Origin of the sequence: Proteus mirabilis HI4320 (assembly GCF_000069965.1) — a bacterium.
Lineage (GTDB): Bacteria > Pseudomonadota > Gammaproteobacteria > Enterobacterales > Enterobacteriaceae > Proteus > Proteus mirabilis.
Genome location: NC_010554.1, coordinates 3,850,340 through 3,868,669, shown reverse-complemented (window position 1 = coordinate 3,868,669; position 18,330 = coordinate 3,850,340). Strand labels below are relative to the sequence as shown.

Sequence of the window (18,330 nt, the reverse complement as noted above, 5' to 3'; positions counted from 1 at the left end):
TTATCGTTATTGCTTATTAAATAAACTCAAAAGCATCACTAAATAAGCGTTCTCTATCAGCATTACGCTCATTACAAAAACGATCTCGCGCTATTTTAGCCATTTCAAAACGTCCTGCGATATAAATATCATAGGATGATAAATCGCCAAAATCTTCACTAATTGCCGTTAATACAGTCCCTTTTCTACCACGCCAAGCGTCATCAGGTTGTTCAACAACAGGTACGACTGATAATGAGGGATACTTTTCCGTTAAATCTTGCAACTCATTAAGATCATAAAGATGTACCTGCTCTCGTCCTCCCCAATAAAGCGTTATCGCACGTTGAGGATTTTCTTGTAATGCCGCTAGCAAGATAGAGTGAGTATAAGAAAATCCTGTTCCTCCTGCGATAAGCAACAAAGGACGTTGGCTCTGTTGTCTAAACCACGCATTACCATGGGGAATATCAATCTTTAATTGTTGAGTTTCTAAAATAAGATCGAGCACAGCCATTGCGTAAAGATTCAGATCTGACGCGCCAATATGAAGCTCAATAAAGTCTTTATTTTCGGGAATAGAGGCAATAGAGAATGGGCGCTTATCTCGCTCATCCATAACCGCTAAAAGGTATTGTCCAGCCTGAAAATCAAATGGGCCATCAGGTAATAATCTTACCCGATACACCGTATCTGTTATCGGCTCAACGAGTGAGACTTTACAGTTCAGTATCGCCATGTTGTTCCTCTATTATTATTTAACAATATCGAGCTGTTCCCAAATAGTATCGACCCGCTGTTTTATTTCATCCGTCATTACGATAGGTCGCCCCCACTCTCTCTCTGTTTCACCGGGCCATTTATTGGTCGCATCTAACCCCATTTTGGAGCCTAAACCTGAAACAGGTGAAGCAAAATCAAGATAATCAATTGGCGTATTTTCCATCATAATGGTATCTCTTGCGGGATCCATTCTAGTTGTGATAGCCCAAATCACATCTTTCCAATCTCTTGCATTCACATCATCATCGCAAACAATCACAAATTTAGTATACATAAATTGTCGCAAATAAGACCAAACTCCCATCATTACGCGTTTAGCGTGACCTGCATACTGCTTTTTCATGGTCACAACCGCTAAACGATAAGAGCAACCTTCAGGAGGTAAATAAAAATCGACAATCTCAGGAAATTGTTTTTGTAATATCGGTACTAATACTTCATTAAGCGCAACGCCTAATACTGCCGGCTCATCCGGTGGACGCCCTGTATAAGTAGAGTGATAGATAGCATCTTTACGACGTGTTAGATGTGTTATGGTAAATACTGGAAAAGAGTCAATCTCATTATAATAACCAGTATGATCACCATATGGCCCTTCTGGTGCAAGCTCACCGGGTTCAATATACCCTTCGAGAATAATTTCAGCACTTGCCGGGACTTCCAAGTCATTGGAAAGGCATTTAACGACTTCTGTTTTATTACCTCGCAATAATCCAGCAAAGGCATATTCAGATAATGTATCTGGTACTGGCGTTACGGCACCTAAAATTGTCGCAGGATCAGCTCCTAATGCAACAGAAACGGGAAAACGTTCTCCTGGGTGTTTTTGACACCATTCTTGGAAATCTAACGCGCCACCGCGATGAGATAACCAACGCATAATCACTTTATTTTTGCCAAGCACTTGTTGGCGATAAATACCTAAATTCTGGCGCTCTTTAAATGGCCCTCGCGTTACTGTAAGTCCCCATGTAATCAAAGGTGCTGCATCTTCAGGCCAACAATGCATCACGGGGATCTTAGTTAAATCAACATCATCGCCAGTTAACACAACCTCCTGACAAGGGGCTTTGCTCAGGCGCTTAGTTGGCATATTTAAAACTTGCTTAAATTTAGGTAACTTATCAAAAAGATCACGAAATCCTTTCGGAGGATCAGGCTCTTTTAAAAATGCTAATAGCTTACCCACTTCATGTAAGGCTTTAACATCATCTTGCCCCATCCCCATAGCAACACGCTCAGGTGTACCAAATAAATTACATAGCACTGGCATATCAAACCCTTTAGGATTTTCAAATAACAGTGCAGGCCCACCAGCACGTAATGTTCTGTCCGCTATTTCGGTCATTTCAAGGTAGGGATCTATTTCAAAGGTGATGCGTTTTAATTCACCTTTTTCTTCGAGTAATGAAAGGAAATCTCTTAAATCGCGGTATTTCATCATAATCTTACGAGCCAGTGAGTGAGAGAAAAGAGGGCAAAGCCCTCTTTGAAACACTATAAGCTAAACGCATAACTCACTAAAAAGCAATGCCTTTTATATGAGATTGCAAATTATTATTATAAACAGCGAAATGGAACCCATTTTGCCAACATTTTTGTATCAAATTGTTCTGGAAAAGTTTTTCCATGTTGGAAAATTTTAAAGCCTTCATTTTTAGCGCTGTAATAACGTAACTCTTCACCCTGAATATATAAGTAACTACCTTCACGAATGGCAACCACTATCTCGTCTGGGTTCATCGCACAAAACTCCGCAATACGCTCATCTCGAGTTTCGCCCATATGTCCACTAATGGTGGCATCAATATAGTGCGGGTTAATTTGTACAGGGAATAATCCCAGTGAAGGCATAACAACAGAACAGCGCACAGGCATATCATTTGTAGTACGGATAGTCGGAGTGGCAACATTACAACCCGCACTCCAACCGATATAAGGGATATTACGTTCACGAACTGCACGCTGGATAGGAACCACTAATCCTTTCTCATGCAGCATTTGGTTTAATAACCACGTATTCCCCCCACTAACTAAAATACACTCAGCATTGTTAATGGCTTCCACTTCTGAATCAAAATGTTCAATACAAGTCACTTCAATACCTAATACTTCTGATAATTCACGAGCACGTTGGTCGTGATCAGAACGAATAACCGCATATGCAATAAGCACGGCAGAACGAATACCACGCTTTTTAATCATGCTGTCGATATTATCTTTGGCGTAACTTAACCATTGTGGGTCCCCGGCAATCTTCCCATTACTCAATAAAAAAACTTCCATTTGAAAACCTCTTTATAATTATGGATCAGGATCTAAGATAATTATCTTGGGAGTTTTTTCTTGTTTTTGCCATCATTTTTTTGTCAACTTGTTACCTCTATCTGAGATAAGATTGAAACTTCTCAAAACCACTGCATTTATCCAAAGCACCGTAAAACCCCGTCCTTCAGGTCGGGGATATAAGGCGCGGTTTTTTAACTAACTCGGTGTTTCCTGTTGCTCAATGTACTGGCGGATAATGGATATTGGTGCGCCACCACAACTCCCCGCGAAATAACTCGGCGACCAAAGAACCCCCTTGTAGTAATCACATTGGGCAATATCAGGACGATCACGTCGAAGTAATCGACTCGATACCCCTTTAAGGCTGTTAACCAGATTAGATATCGCCAGTTTTGGCGGGTAATTAATCAGTAAATGAACGTGATCCCGTTCCCCATCCATTTCAACCAGTTCAACATCAAAATCAGCACAAACACTGGCAAAGTAGCCTCGCAATTTTTCAATGGCATCCTGATCAAATATTTTTCGCCTGTATTTTGTGACAAAGACCAAATGGACGTGCATCAGGAATACACAATGTCTGCCACGGCGAATATTAGTTTCATTTTTCATGGACCAAAGTATAATAGGTAATATGAAACGTCTACAAGCCTTTAAATTCCAGTTAAGACCCAATGGTCAGCAAGAGCGTGAGATGAGACGCTTTGCAGGGGCTTGTCGTTTTGTTTTCAATCGGGCATTAGCACGTCAGAATGAGAATTACGAAGCAGGGAATAAATACATTCCCTATACAAAAATGGCTTCATGGCTCATTGAGTGGAAATCTGACACAGAGACACAATGGTTGAAGGAAGCCCCATCACAACCGTTACAACAGTCACTTAAAGATTTGGAACGGGCTTACAAGAATTTTTTCCAGAAGCGTACCGCTTTTCCTCGATTCAAGAAACGCGGTAAAAATGACGCTTTTCGCTACCCGCAGGGCGTGAAGCTCGATCAATCCAATAGTCGTATATCATTGCCAAAGTTGGGATGGATGCGCTACCGCAACAGTCGTGAAGTCGTCGGAGAAGTGAGAAACGTCACGGTCAGTCAGTCATGCGGTAAATGGTACGTCAGCATCCAGACTGAGTATGAAGCGACAGAACCACAACCTGAATCAACCTCAATAGTCGGGCTTGATGCAGGCGTTACAAAACTTGCCACGCTTTCAGACGGTACGGTATACCCGCCCGTCAGCAGTTTTAAAGTCAACCAGCGAAAGCTGGCAAGGCTTCAACGGAAGTTAAGCCGTAAAATCAAATTCAGTGCCAACTGGCAAAAACAAAAGCGCAAAATTCAACGTCTGCATTCTCATATTGCCAATATCAGGAAAGACTACCTTCACAAAGTCACCAGCGAAATCAGCAAAAACCACGCAATGATTGTCATTGAGGACTTAAAGGTCAGTAACATGTCTAAATCGGCAAAAGGTACGACAGAACGGCATGGACGGAACGTAAAAGCTAAATCTGGTTTAAACCGCTCAATACTGGAGCAGGGCTGGTATGAAATGCGCCGTCAGCTTGAGTACAAGCAGCTCTGGCGAGGTGGTCAGGTACTGGCAATACCCCCTGCCTACACCAGTCAGAAGTGTGCTTGCTGTGGACATACAGCAAAGGAAAACCGCCAGTCACAAAGTCAATTCGAGTGCCTTGAATGTGGATATACAGCGAATGCTGATATCAACGGGGCACGTAACATTTTAGCGGCAGGACATGCCGTGCTTGCCTGTGGAGGGAGGGGGCAGTCAGACCGCCCGTCGAAGCAGGAACCCGCCGAGGTGATTCAGACATCAGTCTGAACGCAGTAGGGATCCACGTCCTTTAGGGCGTGGAGGATGTCAATGCGTCTGAACACGGTTTCAGTGATCATTTTCTAGTATAAAATTGCATTTCACTTGTTACATTTACCGACAGATGACTGTTACCTTTATCATAAATTTGCTATTATCCTCCTAATTAGAATCAACTAACCCTTTGTCTCTATTATGAAAAACTGGCACCTTCTGTATTGTAAACGCGGACAAATCGCTCGGGCGATCGAACACTTAGAACGTCAGCAGGTGATCTGCTTTACGCCGATGGTGACAATAGAAAAGTTAATAAGAAATAAAAGAACTTTGGTCACCGAGCCTTTGTTCCCGAATTATCTATTTATTCAATTTGATCCAGAGGTCATTCATACCACTACGATAAATTCTACCCGTGGTGTTAATGCCTTTGTGCGCTTTGGACGCTATCCTGTCACAGTGCCACAAGAGGTTATAGATACCTTACAATCGCCGACACCGTCTTCAGTTATCTACAGTGAAGAAAATGTGCCGCATAGTGGTGATTATGTATTAATTACGGAAGGTGTTTTTCAGGGGATCAAAGCGATATACCAAGAGCCAGACGGCGAAACTCGCTCTATTTTGCTATTAAAAATATTAAATAATGAAGTGAAAAAATCCGTTGATAATAAAGAGTTTAAAAAAGAGCCTTTCTAAAAAGTTAACCCAGCCTTAGCTGGGTTAATAAATTATGTTTTTAGAAAACTCACTTCCTAAAATTATTTCTGCTGTTCTGTTGCTTGCGCCTCAGCCTCTTCAGCTTCTTCTTCTGGTGTTTTTCTTCTGCCATTATTGACATAAAAACGGGACACCAAGACACCAATCTCAAACAATAAATACATCGGTATTGCTAATAATGTTTGAGAAAAAACATCAGGTGGCGTTAATACCATGCCAATAACAAAAGCACCCACTAAGATATAAGGACGTTTTTTCTTTAATGCATCAGGTGTTGTGACACCACTCCAACACAGCAAGATGATCGCAATAGGAACTTCAAATGCGGCCCCAAACGCCATAAACAGCGTCATTACGAAACTTAAATACTTACTGATATCTGGAATAAAGTTAACCCCTTCAGGGGTAGTATTCACAAAGAAACCAAATGCAAGTGGAAACACAACAAAATACGCAAACGCCATACCGAGATAAAATAATACGGTACTTGAAACCAGTAACGGTAACATTAAGCGGCGTTCATGTTTATACAGTGCTGGTGCGATAAAAGCCCATACCTGATAAAGGATCACAGGAACAGAAGCAAAAACGGATACCATAATAGTCAATTTAATCGGTGTCAAAAAAGTTGAGGCAACATCAGTCGCACTCATATTTGACCCCTGTGGCAACTTATCAAGTAAAGGTGCCGAGATTAATTGATAGATATCGTTAGAAAAATAAACCAAAGCCAGAAAAACCACTAGAACTGAAACTAAGCTGTACATTAGACGCTTACGCAGTTCTATTAAATGGCTGATCAGCGGTTGGGTATCATTTACTGCCATGTTTTAGTGCTCACCATTTGCCTGATCAGTTGTTTTCTTCTCTACTGTTACTGTTTTGGTAACAGGAACATCTGGCTTAATAACATGTTCTGTATTTTCAGTTACCGTTTTGGAACTGTGTTGAACATCGTCATTCACTTCATTCGCTTCAGCCAGTGCCGCTAAATCAGAAGGCGTAGGTTCCGTAGAGTCGGTTTTTACAGACTGCTCTGTCTCTGTAGATCCTGGCGTTGTAGGTGCTTGATAAGTTTCTTTTAAAGACTGTGCAGCCTCTTTTAACTCATCCATCGACGCTTTTAGCTCAGGGGATAATGTTTGCAAATTCGCTTTCTCTTCCACTTTCTTCAGGCTCTCTTGAAGCTCTTGAAGTTTTAGTTCTTGAGTTAGCTCATTTTGCACATTCGCCGCCAAAGAGCGTAATGCCCTTACCCAGCCAGCAATTGTTTTTACTGCTACGGGCAATCGTTCTGGCCCCAGAAAAACAAGACCTATCACCATGACCAATAGCAGCTGACTAAAACCAATGTCAAACACGGTTTACACCTGCTCTTTATTTTTGCTCTCAGTGGTTGACTTCTCTTCTGTCGAAGTCTTCTGCGCTAAATTTTTAGTATCAAAATCTGCGTCGTTCGTGGTTTTTTCTGCGTTGTTGGTCTCTTTTTGGTTTTCGTCACCCATCGCTTTTTTAAAGCCTTTGACTGAAGCACCCAAATCTGAGCCTAAAGTGCGCAGTTTATTAGTACCAAATAATAAGACTACGATGACAGCGATGATGAGTAATTGCCAAATGCTAATACCGCCCATTTTATGTTCCTCAACTATTTTAGGAGTTATACTTTACAACAGTGCCCATTATATACATCGAATTCAATTTTCGGGAATCTCGAATTCATATTATAAATTGTTCAAAGACAAACTTTGATGTGTTTTTATTGTGCATTACCTGATTTAAACCAGCCCCAAATCCATGCGAGAAGGCCTAAACTGATAAAAACACTAAATAATGTTTTAAAACCAGAAACAAAAAACAGGCTACCGCATAAAAATAGCGTTGTTCCCATACCCAATAAAAAATAGGACTGTCTTTGTTTGACTCTCTGTGAACTTATTTGTTCCGTCAATTTTTCTAGCGTTAACTTCATATTTTTGTGTTGTTTCAGGCTATCATAAACCAATTCAGGCAATTCAGGCATCTTTTCAATCCAGTAAGGCGCCTTACTTTTGATACCATTTACCAACGCAGTAATACCAATTTGACTATGTAGCCAATCTTCTAAGAAAGGTTTTGCCGTTTTCCAAAGATCAAGCTGTGGATAAAGCTGACGACCTAAGCCTTCAACATACAACAAAGTTTTTTGCAGTAAAACCAATTGCGGTTGTACTTCCATATTAAAACGACGAGCCGTATTAAAAAGATTCAGTAGCACATGCCCAAAAGAAATTTCTGACAAGGGTTTTTCAAAGATTGGCTCACACACTGTGCGAATAGCAAACTCAAAATCTTCTACATTGGTATCAGCAGGTACCCAACCAGAATCAACGTGTAACTCAGCCACACGACGATAGTCACGATTAAAGAATGCTAAGAAGTTTTCCGCTAAATAACGTTTATCTTCTTTATTCAGTGAGCCGACAATACCACAGTCAATACCAATATAGTATGGATTTTCCGGATGATCATAACTGATAAATACATTACCCGGATGCATATCTGCATGGAAAAAACTGTCTCTAAATACTTGAGTAAAAAAGACTTTAACCCCACGCTCTGCCAATAGCTTCATATTGGTATTTTGGGCATTTAACGCATCAATATCTGAAACAGGAATACCATAAATACGCTCCATCACCATTACATTTTCATGGCAATAATCCGAATACACTTCCGGAATATAAAGCATAGAGCTATTTTCAAAGTTACGACGCAATTGAATGGCATTTGCCGCTTCACGTAATAGGTTTAGCTCATCAAGTAATGTTTTTTCATATTCGCGGATCACTTCTTTAGGCCGTAACCGACGCCCATCGGGTAAAAATGGCAATAAATTCGCTAACCGATACATCAAACGAATATCCGCTTTAATAACAGGCTGAATATCAGGACGGATCACCTTTAATACCACTTCTTTACCATTTTCTTTCAATGTAGCGGTATGGACTTGTGCAATAGACGCAGAAGCAAGAGGTGTTTCGTCAAAATCATCAAACCATTTATCGATAGGGCCACCAAATGATTTTTCAATATATTGTCGCGCTTTTTTACCATCAAAAGGGGCTACTTTATCTTGCAGTAACGCCAACTGATCAGCGATATGAGGAGGAAAAAGATCACGTCGAGTCGATAACATTTGACCCAGTTTTATCCAAACAGGCCCTAATGTTTGTAATGCAAGTCGTAAGCGCTCACCTAATGGTTTATCGGCATGCTGATTTTTGATCCAAAATAGTGCTCGGCACCCCAATCTTGCTGGCAAGGTAATTCGATGTTTAGGAATTAGCTCATCAAGCCCATAAGATAAGAAGACTTTAATAATATGATAAAGGCGCTTTAACTCACTGAGGAGCATTATTTTTTCTCCAAGGTGCTTAACCGTTTTTCTAACTCGGCTGTTTGCTGTGCCAGTTGTTCTATTTCATCATAAAAATGGACAGTCTCTAATGTTGAGGGGGCGGTTTTCCACTCTTCAATCAAAGCGTCTCTTAAATAAGCTTTTTGTCGGCCAAATAGTGTAGTGAATAATTTGAGCCCTTTACTTGCTGCAAGCGATAATCCTTCTGCAGCCAAATCACCAATATAAGGCGCTAAATATTGCGCAGGCTCCCAGGGTGCCATATCCAGCAAGGCAGACCAGTTTTGTACCACCTGCATATCGCCTTCAATGGTAATATCACCACGATTAATTAATTCAGACAACTTTTGTCGGTCAGTGAGTTTAATTAAGGTTAATAATTTAGTTTTTATCGTGCAATCAGTCTCATCATTCCATTGAGTTAACACATCAACTTGCTGTTCGCTGAAAATTAAATAGATAGATTGAGGAAACTCATTAATAGAAAGCGCCAAGACTTTGCCCGCAAGGCGATTGCGGGCAGGTTTAAGCACATTTTCCTGATATAAAACATGATTAAGTGCCGTTTCCATCGATGCAGTTATCAGTGGATAGAGCACTTGAGAAGCAATATCATGAGAAAAAGTGGCTTTTTCCATCTTAGAATTTAAACCCTTTGTGTAATGCAACTATACCTCCAGTCATATTGGTATAGGAAACCTGATCAAACCCAGCTTCTTCCATCATTCCTTTTAATGTTTCTTGGTCTGGGTGCATGCGAATAGATTCTGTTAAATAGCGATAGCTATCTGCATCATTCACAATCACTTGACCAATTCTTGGTAATATATGGAAAGAGTAAGCATCATAAATCTTACTTAGCGGATCAAGAACGGGTTTAGAGAATTCAAGGACTAATAGACGTCCACCGGGTTTTAGCACACGGAACATAGAACGTAACGCTTTGGCTTTATCAGTCACATTACGTAAACCGAACGAGATAGTGATACAGTCAAAGTAATCATCAGGGAATGGCAGCTCTTCTGCATTCGCTTGTACATAACTGACATTACCAACAATACCGTGATCACGCAGTTTCTCACGTCCCATTTTTAACATGGAGTCATTGATATCAGCTAAAACCACTTCACCATTCTCTCCTACTAAACGAGAGAATTTTGCCGTTAAATCGCCGGTTCCACCTGCCAAGTCAAGTACACGTTGATTACGTCTTACACCACTTGCCTCAATGGTATAGCGTTTCCAGACACGATGGATGCCAAAAGACATTAAGTCATTCATTAAATCGTATTTAGATGCAACAGAGTGAAAAACCTTGGCCACCATGGTTTGTTTTTCATCTTTGTCAACGGTTTGGAAACCAAAATCTGTTGTTTCCTTAGATTGTTGAGTCATATTATTTGCCCGCTAATTAATCAAAATTTAGTAAATTCAGTACATTTCTTGCCCGGAAACCGCTATTTTTATTTATGTAAATCAATCAGAAGCTGATTTTTCAACCAGATCATTATCAATGGTCTTTTTTATCTCAACCCCTAAGGATTTAAAGCCTTCTGCTTGGCTGATAAGGTTTCCACGACCTTCAGAGAGTTTTTTCATCGCTAATAGATAGCCCGATTGCGCTTTTTGAATGCTATTACCTAGCCCTTGCATATCATCAACGAAAAGTCTTAATTTGTCATACATTTTAGCCGCTCTATCAGCAATTTCTTGCGCATTTTGGCTTTGGTATTCATAACGCCACAATGCGGCTATTGTACGCAAAGCAACAAGTAAAGTAGATGGCCCAACCAACATTATATTATTTTTCAATGCTTCTTCTAATAAATCTGGAGAATGACCAATAGCAACGAGGTAAGCAGGCTCTATCGGTATAAACATTAAAACGTAGTCTAACGAAGTCACTCCCGGTAGCTTATGATAATCTTTGAGACTTAAGCCTTTAATGTGCGCTCTGATAGAGTTCACATGAGCATGCAGCGCTTGTTTTTGTTCATTCTCATCACTGCTATTAAAGTATCTTTCATAAGCAATCAGCGACATTTTGGCATCAATAATCACATCTCGACGATGCGGTAAATGCACAATCACATCGGGTTGATAACGACTGCCATTTTCATGGCGAATACTGACTTGAGTTTCAAACTCGTGCCCTTCGCGTAAACCAGATGACTCTAAGATCCGCGCTAATACCGTTTCTCCCCAGTTGCCTTGGATTTTATTATCCCCTTTTAAGGCATTAGTCAGATTAACGGCTTCTTGCGCCATTTTGACATTGAGTTGTTGCAGTTGGCGAATTTCATGTACCAGTGTATGCCTTTCTCGCGCTTCTTGTCCAAAACCTTCTTGTACCTGCCGACGAAAACTCTCTAGTTGCTCTCGAAATGGAGAAAGGAGATGGGTTAAACCTTGACGATTAAGCTCTTGCGCTTTACGTCCACTTTGCTCAAAAATGCGGTTAGCCAGATTTTCAAACTGAGTGGCTAGTCGTTGTTCACTATTAAGCAGTAAACGCTGTTTCTCTTCAGCGGATATTCGGCTCTCTTCCCAACGCGTGGTCACTTCCCTTAATTCGGCCTCTTGAGAAGTAATTATTTCACGTTGTGCACGTAACTCTTGCTCTAAATGCGCTATCTGTTGTTGTAAAGAAGGGATCACCAATGCTTTTTGTTGTGCAACCGCAAGCTGAGTATAATTTTCACGTAATAGGTTTTCTTTTTCGGCTAAGCGTTGTTGGATAAGCCACCAAACGGCGATCCCCCCCACCAATACACCGCCTAATAAACCAATGATCCCGTATAACAACTGAATATCCACTCAAGTAACCTTTTTATTTTCTAGCGGGCTACGTTAAAACGCATCAGTAACATTGTCTAGCAACAATTTACATCATACGCTGATTTGCGATAAAGGACGCAATTATCCTATCCATTTCGCCAGCCATTGCAGGCCAAACGCCCCTGGAGCCAGAATACCAAATGCCCAGATCATCGCAGAAGCCAAATTCGCCAACTGAAAATAGCGTTGTGGCATAGCACAAATACCCGCAACTAAAGGCACTATTGCCCGAAAAGGCCCAAAAAATCGCCCAATAAATACCCCCCAAACACCCCAGCGATTAAAAAATTGATGCCCTCTTACCAAGGTCTGCGGTGAGCGAGAAATCGGCCATAAGTTTCTTACCCCTTCTTTATAGTGATAACCCACCCAATAGGAGATCCAATCACCAAAAAAAGCGCCTAGGGCGGCAGCAAGCCAAATTGGCCAAAAGAGTAGACCACTTTCACCTATTAATGCTCCTAGGCCTAATAGGATAACAGTGGCAGGTATTAATAACGAGATAAAGGCAAGTGACTCACCAAATGCCAGTAAGAACACGATAGGCACAGCCCATATTTCGTGCTCTTTTACAAACAGAGTGATGGTATGGATAATGTCTTGTACTGTCACAATAGAGACCTTAAATTCGGTTAATTTCAGTAAAAAAGCACAACATCTTTAACCGAATATAAATCACTTCACTATTCGAGAAAATAGTTTTGTAAGCTTTCTCTACTTTGCGCATCCAAGCCAATATCTTTTTCAAGCCAAGTATCGATATTGCCATAGTGTTGATTAATACTGGCAAGGGCTGTTTGCAGGAACTCTTCTTGTACTGAATAAACATACGCAAATTTATTCACCACATTTTCACTCAGTGTTTTAGCATGCTCTTCTAAAAGATAAGCGCGGAAAGGCGCTAATGTTTCATTGGTGAGTAAGTAATCTTCCATCACCACATCTAATGAGGCCCCTAAGGCAAATAGAACTAAAGCAGAGCCCACCCCCGTTCTATCTTTACCTACTGCACAATGTTGTATGACACCGCCTTTTTCTGGTTGCTTCAACAACGTTGCCAACTGTTTATAAGCCGGATTATTAATAGGTAGTAATTTATATAGCTGAAACATAAATGCTTTAGCATCAAACTGTTCCAGTATTTCTGGGGTGAGTTTTTCAAGGTTAGCTGACACTTCTTTCGATAATGGATTAGCTGGAGCATGGTAATATTGTGCCCCTTCCCATACTCGATCCGGCTTATCAACAATTTCACCTGTGTCACGATAGTCTAAGATTTGAAAAAGATTTTTATCAATAAGAAGCGCTTGATCGGTATCCGTTAATCTATCCAGTGAACCGGAGCGAAAGAGTAAGCCGGGTTTGATAATACCGCCATTACTGAGCTTTTTTCCCCCTAGATCACGAAAGTTAATCCCACCTGTTAAAGGCAACACCGAAGGATGTGTTTGTAAGATATCAGTCATAATGCCTCTTCTCATTGTTGTATTGTTAAGACCATCAAGACCTTAACAGAAATCTATGACGGTTGACATATTAACATGATGAATTACCGCACAAAAAAAGCCTTTAATACACCAATGTATTAAAGGCTTTAGTATTTCATTTAGAAAACTTATTTCATTAAAGTGCGAGCAGCTTCAATCACGATACCTAATGCATTATTTTCAGTTTTCTTCAGTAATTCAGCATCGGGGATCTCTTGTTGGGTACGGTTAACAATAACGCCTGCAACCATACCTGCACGTAAGCCTTGGCTTGCACACATGGTTAATAATGTAGCGGATTCCATTTCATAGTTCATCACACCCATTTCTTGCCACTCTTTCATAGAGCCTTTAAAACGACGAACGACTCGACCAGTATAGGTGTCGTAACGCTCTTGGCCTGGGTAGAAGGTATCAGAAGAGGCTGTAACACCAACGTGAACCGTTGAACCATTGTCTTTAGCCGCTTTATACAGTGCATTCATACATTCAAAGTCAGACACTGCAGGGAATTCCATTGGTGCAAAGTGCAAACTTGCGCCATCTAAACGAACCGCTGCTGTGGTTACTAAGATGTCACCAACATTGATGTGCTCTTGAATAGCGCCCGTTGTACCAATACGTAAGAAAGTACGAATACCTAATTGTGCTAATTCTTCCACTGCAATTGAGGTTGATGGACCACCGATCCCTGTAGAACAAACGATCACTGCTTTTCCATCAATTTCACCACGCCATGAGGTGTACTCACGTAAAGAGGCCAGATGAACTGGGTTATCCATTAATTTGGCAATTTTTTCAACACGCTTAGGATCACCTGGAACAATTGCTAAAGTGGCACCCTGTAGGTCATTTTTGGTTAAACCTAAGTGAAATACATCAGACATATCGGACTCCTCAATGGGACAAAACCAATGTTCATTAAATTAAGTGTTACTTTATCAGTTTTTTAGACCTTTTTAGTGATTGACGTCACCTGTCAGGTAATAAAAAAAGTAACAATTTCATAAAAACGTGATAGTTATCACAAATAACAGTGTCGAATAGCGACGCTATGGCGGCATTATCAATATCGCTTTGGCGTAATAAAATCCTGCATTCTATTCTTGCTTAGTCGGATAAATATCACTTGAGTATAGATGAAGATACTAACTTCACGTACACTACTCGCCTTTAAAATTAACATCTCAATATAACGTAATAATGCGTTGATAGTTATTGGAGCAAGCATGAGCTTATTTAACCAAATCGCAAGCCTGTTGGGCGGTGAGAAAATTAATCAATTCAAAACAGTACTCGAATGGGTAGAAACCCAAGGGGGAATTGAAGGCTTGGTTAAACAGTTTAATAGCGCAGGATTAAGTGAACTGATCCAATCTTGGATTAGCACAGGCAGTAATTTACCTATTAATGCCGAGCAAATCGTACAAGTTTTTTCATCGCCAGTGATTAATGAATTGGCGGCAAAGATCAATATGAATACCGCTGAAGCCTCTGATATGGCAGCACAATATTTGCCAAAATTGGTTGATAAACTCACGCCAGAAGGTGTTATCCCCAAAGAGTTAGATTTAATGAGCGCCGGTATGGATATACTTAAAGCAAAAATCTTTGGTGGCTAATAAATTGAATGATGGCTATGGCGCTATTGTTTCTTAACCAATCAAGCGCAATAGCCATCTTGCTTTCTATAATCAATCGCTCTCATCACTGCATTAAAGCGTAATTAGAGAATACCTTCCTCAATTAATGCCTCATGAAAACGTTGTTTTTCTTCTTCTGTTGCTTGAATTCGAGCTAAAGGAACATCTAAGACATAAGGAATATTTTGTTGTGGCTCGTACACCGCCAAAACATAAGTTTTGCCTTCCATTTCTAATGTAATAGGTGGCGTTTTCTTATTACCTGAATAAGTAATTGAAGTCTCTTTTCCGGCAACATTGGTTTTATAAGTAGCAATAAATTGTTTATTACTCACAACGACCTTAGCGGGGATAGCCGTTAATTTTAAAGGTTTGGTGCCTACTGAAAGCAATGCTTTTTTGACTTTATTGCTGATCATTTGACGATAAATGAAAAAGATCACGCAAAAAGCAAATAATGCAGTAAAAACTAATGCACTAATTAAGCGTAACCAAATATTATCAATTGCCACATCGACGGTCATTTTAGTCAGATCGTTTTCATCTGCTACTGGCTCAACCAATATATCTTTATTGCCAAAATCAAGAAAAGTAAAATTTCGTGAAACCTCGTTACCTTTATAACGTAAGTCAACACTACAATTGGTTAAAACAAATAGTTTTGAACGGCAAGAGCCATCAACATCGGCATCAATAAATACGGGGTTTTTACTAATTTGATAATCATAAACAATATTAGGAATTTGATAAGCACTAAATACTGTCATCCCTAACATTGCAATCACTAAAAATAAGGTACGGAATAAACCGCCATCCCCTTTTAATGGAGATAATGTTAAGGCTCGAGTAGGAAATGCATTTAATATTTTTTCTGACAGGTGAATACCATTTTGCACAATATCTATATCCATAAAATTAAGTTTTGTGCAGTATAGCAATATTAAAAAATATCAATAATAAGATTATCTCTTATTTTTATTTACCTATTAATAAACATTTTTGATTAATAAGAAAAAAATAGCCTATTATATTGATAACATCAAAATAACAGGCTACTAAAATATATTATTTAAATATTATTATACGTTCTGGCGTAAATATTTAGCCGCTTCAACCATATTTGCCAATGCTGCACGGGTTTCACTCCACCCCCGCGTTTTTAAACCGCAATCTGGATTTACCCATAAACGTTCCGCAGGGATACGCGATTGCGCTTTTCTTAACAATCCAACAATCCATTCTACATTCGGTACATTAGGCGAATGAATATCGTATACCCCAGGACCAATTTCATTTGGATAATCAAAATGTTCAAAGGCTTCTAATAACTCCATATCTGAGCGTGATGTTTCAATGGTGATCACATCCGCATCCAATGCAGCAATCGCCTCCATAATGTCATTAAACTCGCAATAACACATATGTGTATGAATTTGTGTCTCATCATCAGCGATAGCTGCACTGAGCTTAAAGGCATCAACAGCCCAATCTAGGTATGCTTGCCACTCATCACGACGTAACGGTAATCCTTCGCGTAATGCAGGCTCATCTATCTGAATAATACCGATACCGGCTTTTTGTAAATCATCCACCTCATCACGTAACGCTAACGCAATTTGTTTAGCGATAGTTTCACGGCTGACATCCTCACGCGGGAAAGACCAACATAAAATAGTCACTGGCCCAGTTAACATACCCTTAACTGGCTTATCGGTTAATGATTGAGCATAAGTCGCCCAATCTACCGTAATCGGTGCAGGACGGCTAATATCACCAATGATCACCGGCGGTTTTACGCAGCGGGAGCCGTAGCTTTGTACCCAGCCATTTTGAGTAAAGACATAACCTTCAAAATGCTCGCCAAAATATTCAACCATGTCATTACGCTCAGCTTCACCATGAACCAACACATCAAGCCCTAAGCGCTCTTGTTCATCTATGGCTTGCTTAATATGCTCGCTAATATTAGTGCGATAAGCAGTGGTATCAATACGCCCTTTTTTAAAGTCTAAACGTACTGTGCGGATCTCGGTAGTTTGTGGGAATGAACCTATGGTTGTCGTTGGCCACAGAGGGAAATTAAACCGAGCGCGTTGCACTTTAGCTCGTTGTTGATAAGGCGATGTTCTTTCACCGTCTTGTGCATTAATCGCCTGCAAGCGTGCGGCCACTTTTGCATTATGTACACGACTAGAGTGTTCACGTTGACGAATGGGGGCACTGTATTGGGCAAGTTGTTCGTCATATTCACCTTCTGGTGCATTTAATGCTTTTGCGAGTAACGCCACTTCTGCACATTTTTGCACCGCAAAGGCAAACCAGCTTTTCACTTCATCATCAAGCTTAGTCTCCGCACTTAAATCAATTGGACTATGCAACAAAGAGCATGATGTGCCAATCCATAATGGACGCTTACCTTTTAATGCAACTACTTGTTGATAACGGGTAGTTAGATCCGCTTTCCAGACGTTGCGACCATTAATGACCCCTAACGATAACACCCAGTCTTTAGGCAATGCTTGGTGTATAACTTGCAATGCGTCCTGTCCTGCACATAGATCAATATGTAGCCCATTTACCGGTAAGTTTTTAATAATATCAAGATGATGAGTAATACCATCAAAATAGGTAGTCAATAATAGTTTAACCTGTCCAGTCAATGCTTGATAAGCAACTTGATAAGCATTTTGCCACTCAATGGGTAAATCAAGAACCAGTGCAGGCTCATCAATTTGTACCCACTCGATACCTTTTTGCTGTAACTGACTCAATACTTGCTGATAAACAGGTAAAATAGCGTCTAACAGTGACAATCTATCAAACTCAGGTCCTTTAACTTTTCCTAACCATAAGTAGGTGATCGGCCCCAAAAGTACCGGTTTCACATTATGGCCTAATGCTAAAGCCTCATCGACTTCATCCAGTAGCTGTTGCCACGCCAGTGTAAATGATTGTCCTTGCTGAAATTCTGGCACGATATAGTGATAGTTAGTATTAAACCATTTTGTCATTTCTGAGGCGGCCGCAGGTTTACCCGTTGGTGCTCTGCCTCTCGCCACTCGAAATAGAGTATCAAGATCTAGGCGACCATCTTCATTACGATGGCGTGGCGGTATATTGCCTAATAGGAGACTAGTACCCAAGACTTGGTCGTACCAAGCAAAATCGCCAACGGGTAATAATTCGACTCCTGCATTAGCTTGCTGTTGCCAATGACGAGCGCGTAATTCTTTACCAACTGCCAGAAGTTCTGCCTGAGAAATATTACCAGCCCAATAGCTCTCTTGTGCCTTTTTTAGCTCTCTATTTAAGCCAATACGTGGGAAACCTAATGTGTGATTGCGAATTGTCATAATAAAAAAT

The 18,330-nt window shown here is 40.4% G+C and carries 19 protein-coding genes; 3 read left to right on the top strand and 16 right to left on the bottom strand.

Translation table 11 applies throughout. The features are described 5' to 3' along the window. Nucleotides 1-16 precede the first annotated feature (16 nt). The 4 genes from fre to tnpA form a co-directional block, all read right to left on the bottom strand. Complete coding sequence (fre, locus tag PMI_RS17630; RefSeq protein WP_004246107.1) at nucleotides 17-718, bottom strand: NAD(P)H-flavin reductase; 702 nt, start codon at nucleotides 716-718, stop codon at nucleotides 17-19. 15 nt (nucleotides 719-733) lie between these two features. After that, nucleotides 734-2,203 (bottom strand): 4-hydroxy-3-polyprenylbenzoate decarboxylase, encoded by a 1,470-nt coding sequence (gene ubiD / locus PMI_RS17625; RefSeq protein ID WP_012368791.1) that lies wholly within the window; start codon nucleotides 2,201-2,203, stop codon nucleotides 734-736. Between the two features lie 119 nt (nucleotides 2,204-2,322). Continuing rightward, nucleotides 2,323-3,048 carry a dipeptidase PepE gene (gene pepE / locus PMI_RS17620; RefSeq protein ID WP_004246111.1) on the bottom strand — a complete coding sequence of 242 codons (726 nt, stop codon included), beginning with the start codon at nucleotides 3,046-3,048 and terminating at the stop codon, nucleotides 2,323-2,325. Between the two features lie 198 nt (nucleotides 3,049-3,246). Then, a complete protein-coding gene (gene tnpA, locus PMI_RS17615) occupies nucleotides 3,247-3,663 on the bottom strand; it encodes an IS200/IS605 family transposase (protein ID WP_012368790.1) in 417 nt (138 codons plus the stop codon). A 22-nt stretch (nucleotides 3,664-3,685) separates the two neighbouring features. Here tnpA and PMI_RS17610 point away from each other — a divergent pair, with 22 nt between their 5' ends. Then, complete coding sequence (locus PMI_RS17610; protein ID WP_012368789.1) at nucleotides 3,686-4,894, top strand: RNA-guided endonuclease InsQ/TnpB family protein; 1,209 nt, start codon at nucleotides 3,686-3,688, stop codon at nucleotides 4,892-4,894. 186 nt (nucleotides 4,895-5,080) lie between these two features. Then, nucleotides 5,081-5,581 (top strand): transcription/translation regulatory transformer protein RfaH, encoded by a 501-nt coding sequence (gene rfaH / locus PMI_RS17605; RefSeq protein WP_004246114.1) that lies wholly within the window; start codon nucleotides 5,081-5,083, stop codon nucleotides 5,579-5,581. 62 nt (nucleotides 5,582-5,643) lie between these two features. On the opposite strand, the gene tatC is transcribed toward rfaH, so the two are convergent. The 10 genes from tatC to udp form a co-directional block, all read right to left on the bottom strand. Continuing rightward, nucleotides 5,644-6,429, bottom strand: coding sequence for a Sec-independent protein translocase subunit TatC (tatC, locus tag PMI_RS17600; RefSeq protein ID WP_004246116.1), 786 nt, complete (start codon nucleotides 6,427-6,429; stop codon nucleotides 5,644-5,646). A gap of 3 nt (nucleotides 6,430-6,432) precedes the next feature. Continuing rightward, complete coding sequence (gene tatB, locus PMI_RS17595) at nucleotides 6,433-6,963, bottom strand: Sec-independent protein translocase protein TatB (protein WP_012368788.1); 531 nt, start codon at nucleotides 6,961-6,963, stop codon at nucleotides 6,433-6,435. Between the two features lie 3 nt (nucleotides 6,964-6,966). Next, complete coding sequence (gene tatA, locus PMI_RS17590) at nucleotides 6,967-7,233, bottom strand: Sec-independent protein translocase subunit TatA (RefSeq protein ID WP_004246118.1); 267 nt, start codon at nucleotides 7,231-7,233, stop codon at nucleotides 6,967-6,969. A 125-nt stretch (nucleotides 7,234-7,358) separates the two neighbouring features. After that, on the bottom strand, nucleotides 7,359-8,996 hold the full coding sequence (gene ubiB, locus PMI_RS17585) for a ubiquinone biosynthesis regulatory protein kinase UbiB (protein ID WP_004246119.1): 1,638 nt from the start codon (nucleotides 8,994-8,996) through the stop codon (nucleotides 7,359-7,361). Continuing rightward, a complete protein-coding gene (locus tag PMI_RS17580; RefSeq protein ID WP_004246120.1) occupies nucleotides 8,996-9,637 on the bottom strand; it encodes a ubiquinone biosynthesis accessory factor UbiJ in 642 nt (213 codons plus the stop codon). Before PMI_RS17580 ends, ubiB begins: the two co-directional genes overlap by 1 nt. A gap of 1 nt (nucleotide 9,638) precedes the next feature. Then, entirely contained in the window at nucleotides 9,639-10,394 is a 756-nt protein-coding gene (gene ubiE, locus PMI_RS17575; RefSeq protein ID WP_004246121.1) for a bifunctional demethylmenaquinone methyltransferase/2-methoxy-6-polyprenyl-1,4-benzoquinol methylase UbiE, read from the bottom strand. 81 nt (nucleotides 10,395-10,475) lie between these two features. Continuing rightward, the gene (gene rmuC, locus PMI_RS17570; RefSeq protein WP_004246122.1) at nucleotides 10,476-11,816 is read right to left on the bottom strand and encodes a DNA recombination protein RmuC; all 1,341 of its coding nucleotides are present in this window, start codon (nucleotides 11,814-11,816) and stop codon (nucleotides 10,476-10,478) included. A 102-nt stretch (nucleotides 11,817-11,918) separates the two neighbouring features. Next, nucleotides 11,919-12,449, bottom strand: coding sequence for a DedA family protein (locus tag PMI_RS17565; protein WP_004246124.1), 531 nt, complete (start codon nucleotides 12,447-12,449; stop codon nucleotides 11,919-11,921). Between the two features lie 71 nt (nucleotides 12,450-12,520). Next, nucleotides 12,521-13,303, bottom strand: coding sequence for a tyrosine-protein phosphatase (locus tag PMI_RS17560; protein ID WP_004249528.1), 783 nt, complete (start codon nucleotides 13,301-13,303; stop codon nucleotides 12,521-12,523). 149 nt (nucleotides 13,304-13,452) lie between these two features. Beyond that, nucleotides 13,453-14,211: a uridine phosphorylase gene (udp, locus tag PMI_RS17555; RefSeq protein ID WP_004246127.1), complete on the bottom strand. Its 759-nt coding sequence runs from the start codon at nucleotides 14,209-14,211 to the stop codon at nucleotides 13,453-13,455. Between the two features lie 342 nt (nucleotides 14,212-14,553). Between udp and PMI_RS17550 the strand changes: the two genes are divergently transcribed. Beyond that, on the top strand, nucleotides 14,554-14,946 hold the full coding sequence (locus PMI_RS17550; protein ID WP_004249529.1) for a YidB family protein: 393 nt from the start codon (nucleotides 14,554-14,556) through the stop codon (nucleotides 14,944-14,946). Nucleotides 14,947-15,050: 104 nt separating this feature from the next. On the opposite strand, the gene PMI_RS17545 is transcribed toward PMI_RS17550, so the two are convergent. Further along, complete coding sequence (locus PMI_RS17545) at nucleotides 15,051-15,878, bottom strand: hypothetical protein (RefSeq protein WP_004246130.1); 828 nt, start codon at nucleotides 15,876-15,878, stop codon at nucleotides 15,051-15,053. 168 nt (nucleotides 15,879-16,046) lie between these two features. Beyond that, nucleotides 16,047-18,320: a 5-methyltetrahydropteroyltriglutamate--homocysteine S-methyltransferase gene (gene metE / locus PMI_RS17540; protein WP_012368787.1), complete on the bottom strand. Its 2,274-nt coding sequence runs from the start codon at nucleotides 18,318-18,320 to the stop codon at nucleotides 16,047-16,049. Between the last annotated feature and the right edge of the window lie 10 nt (nucleotides 18,321-18,330).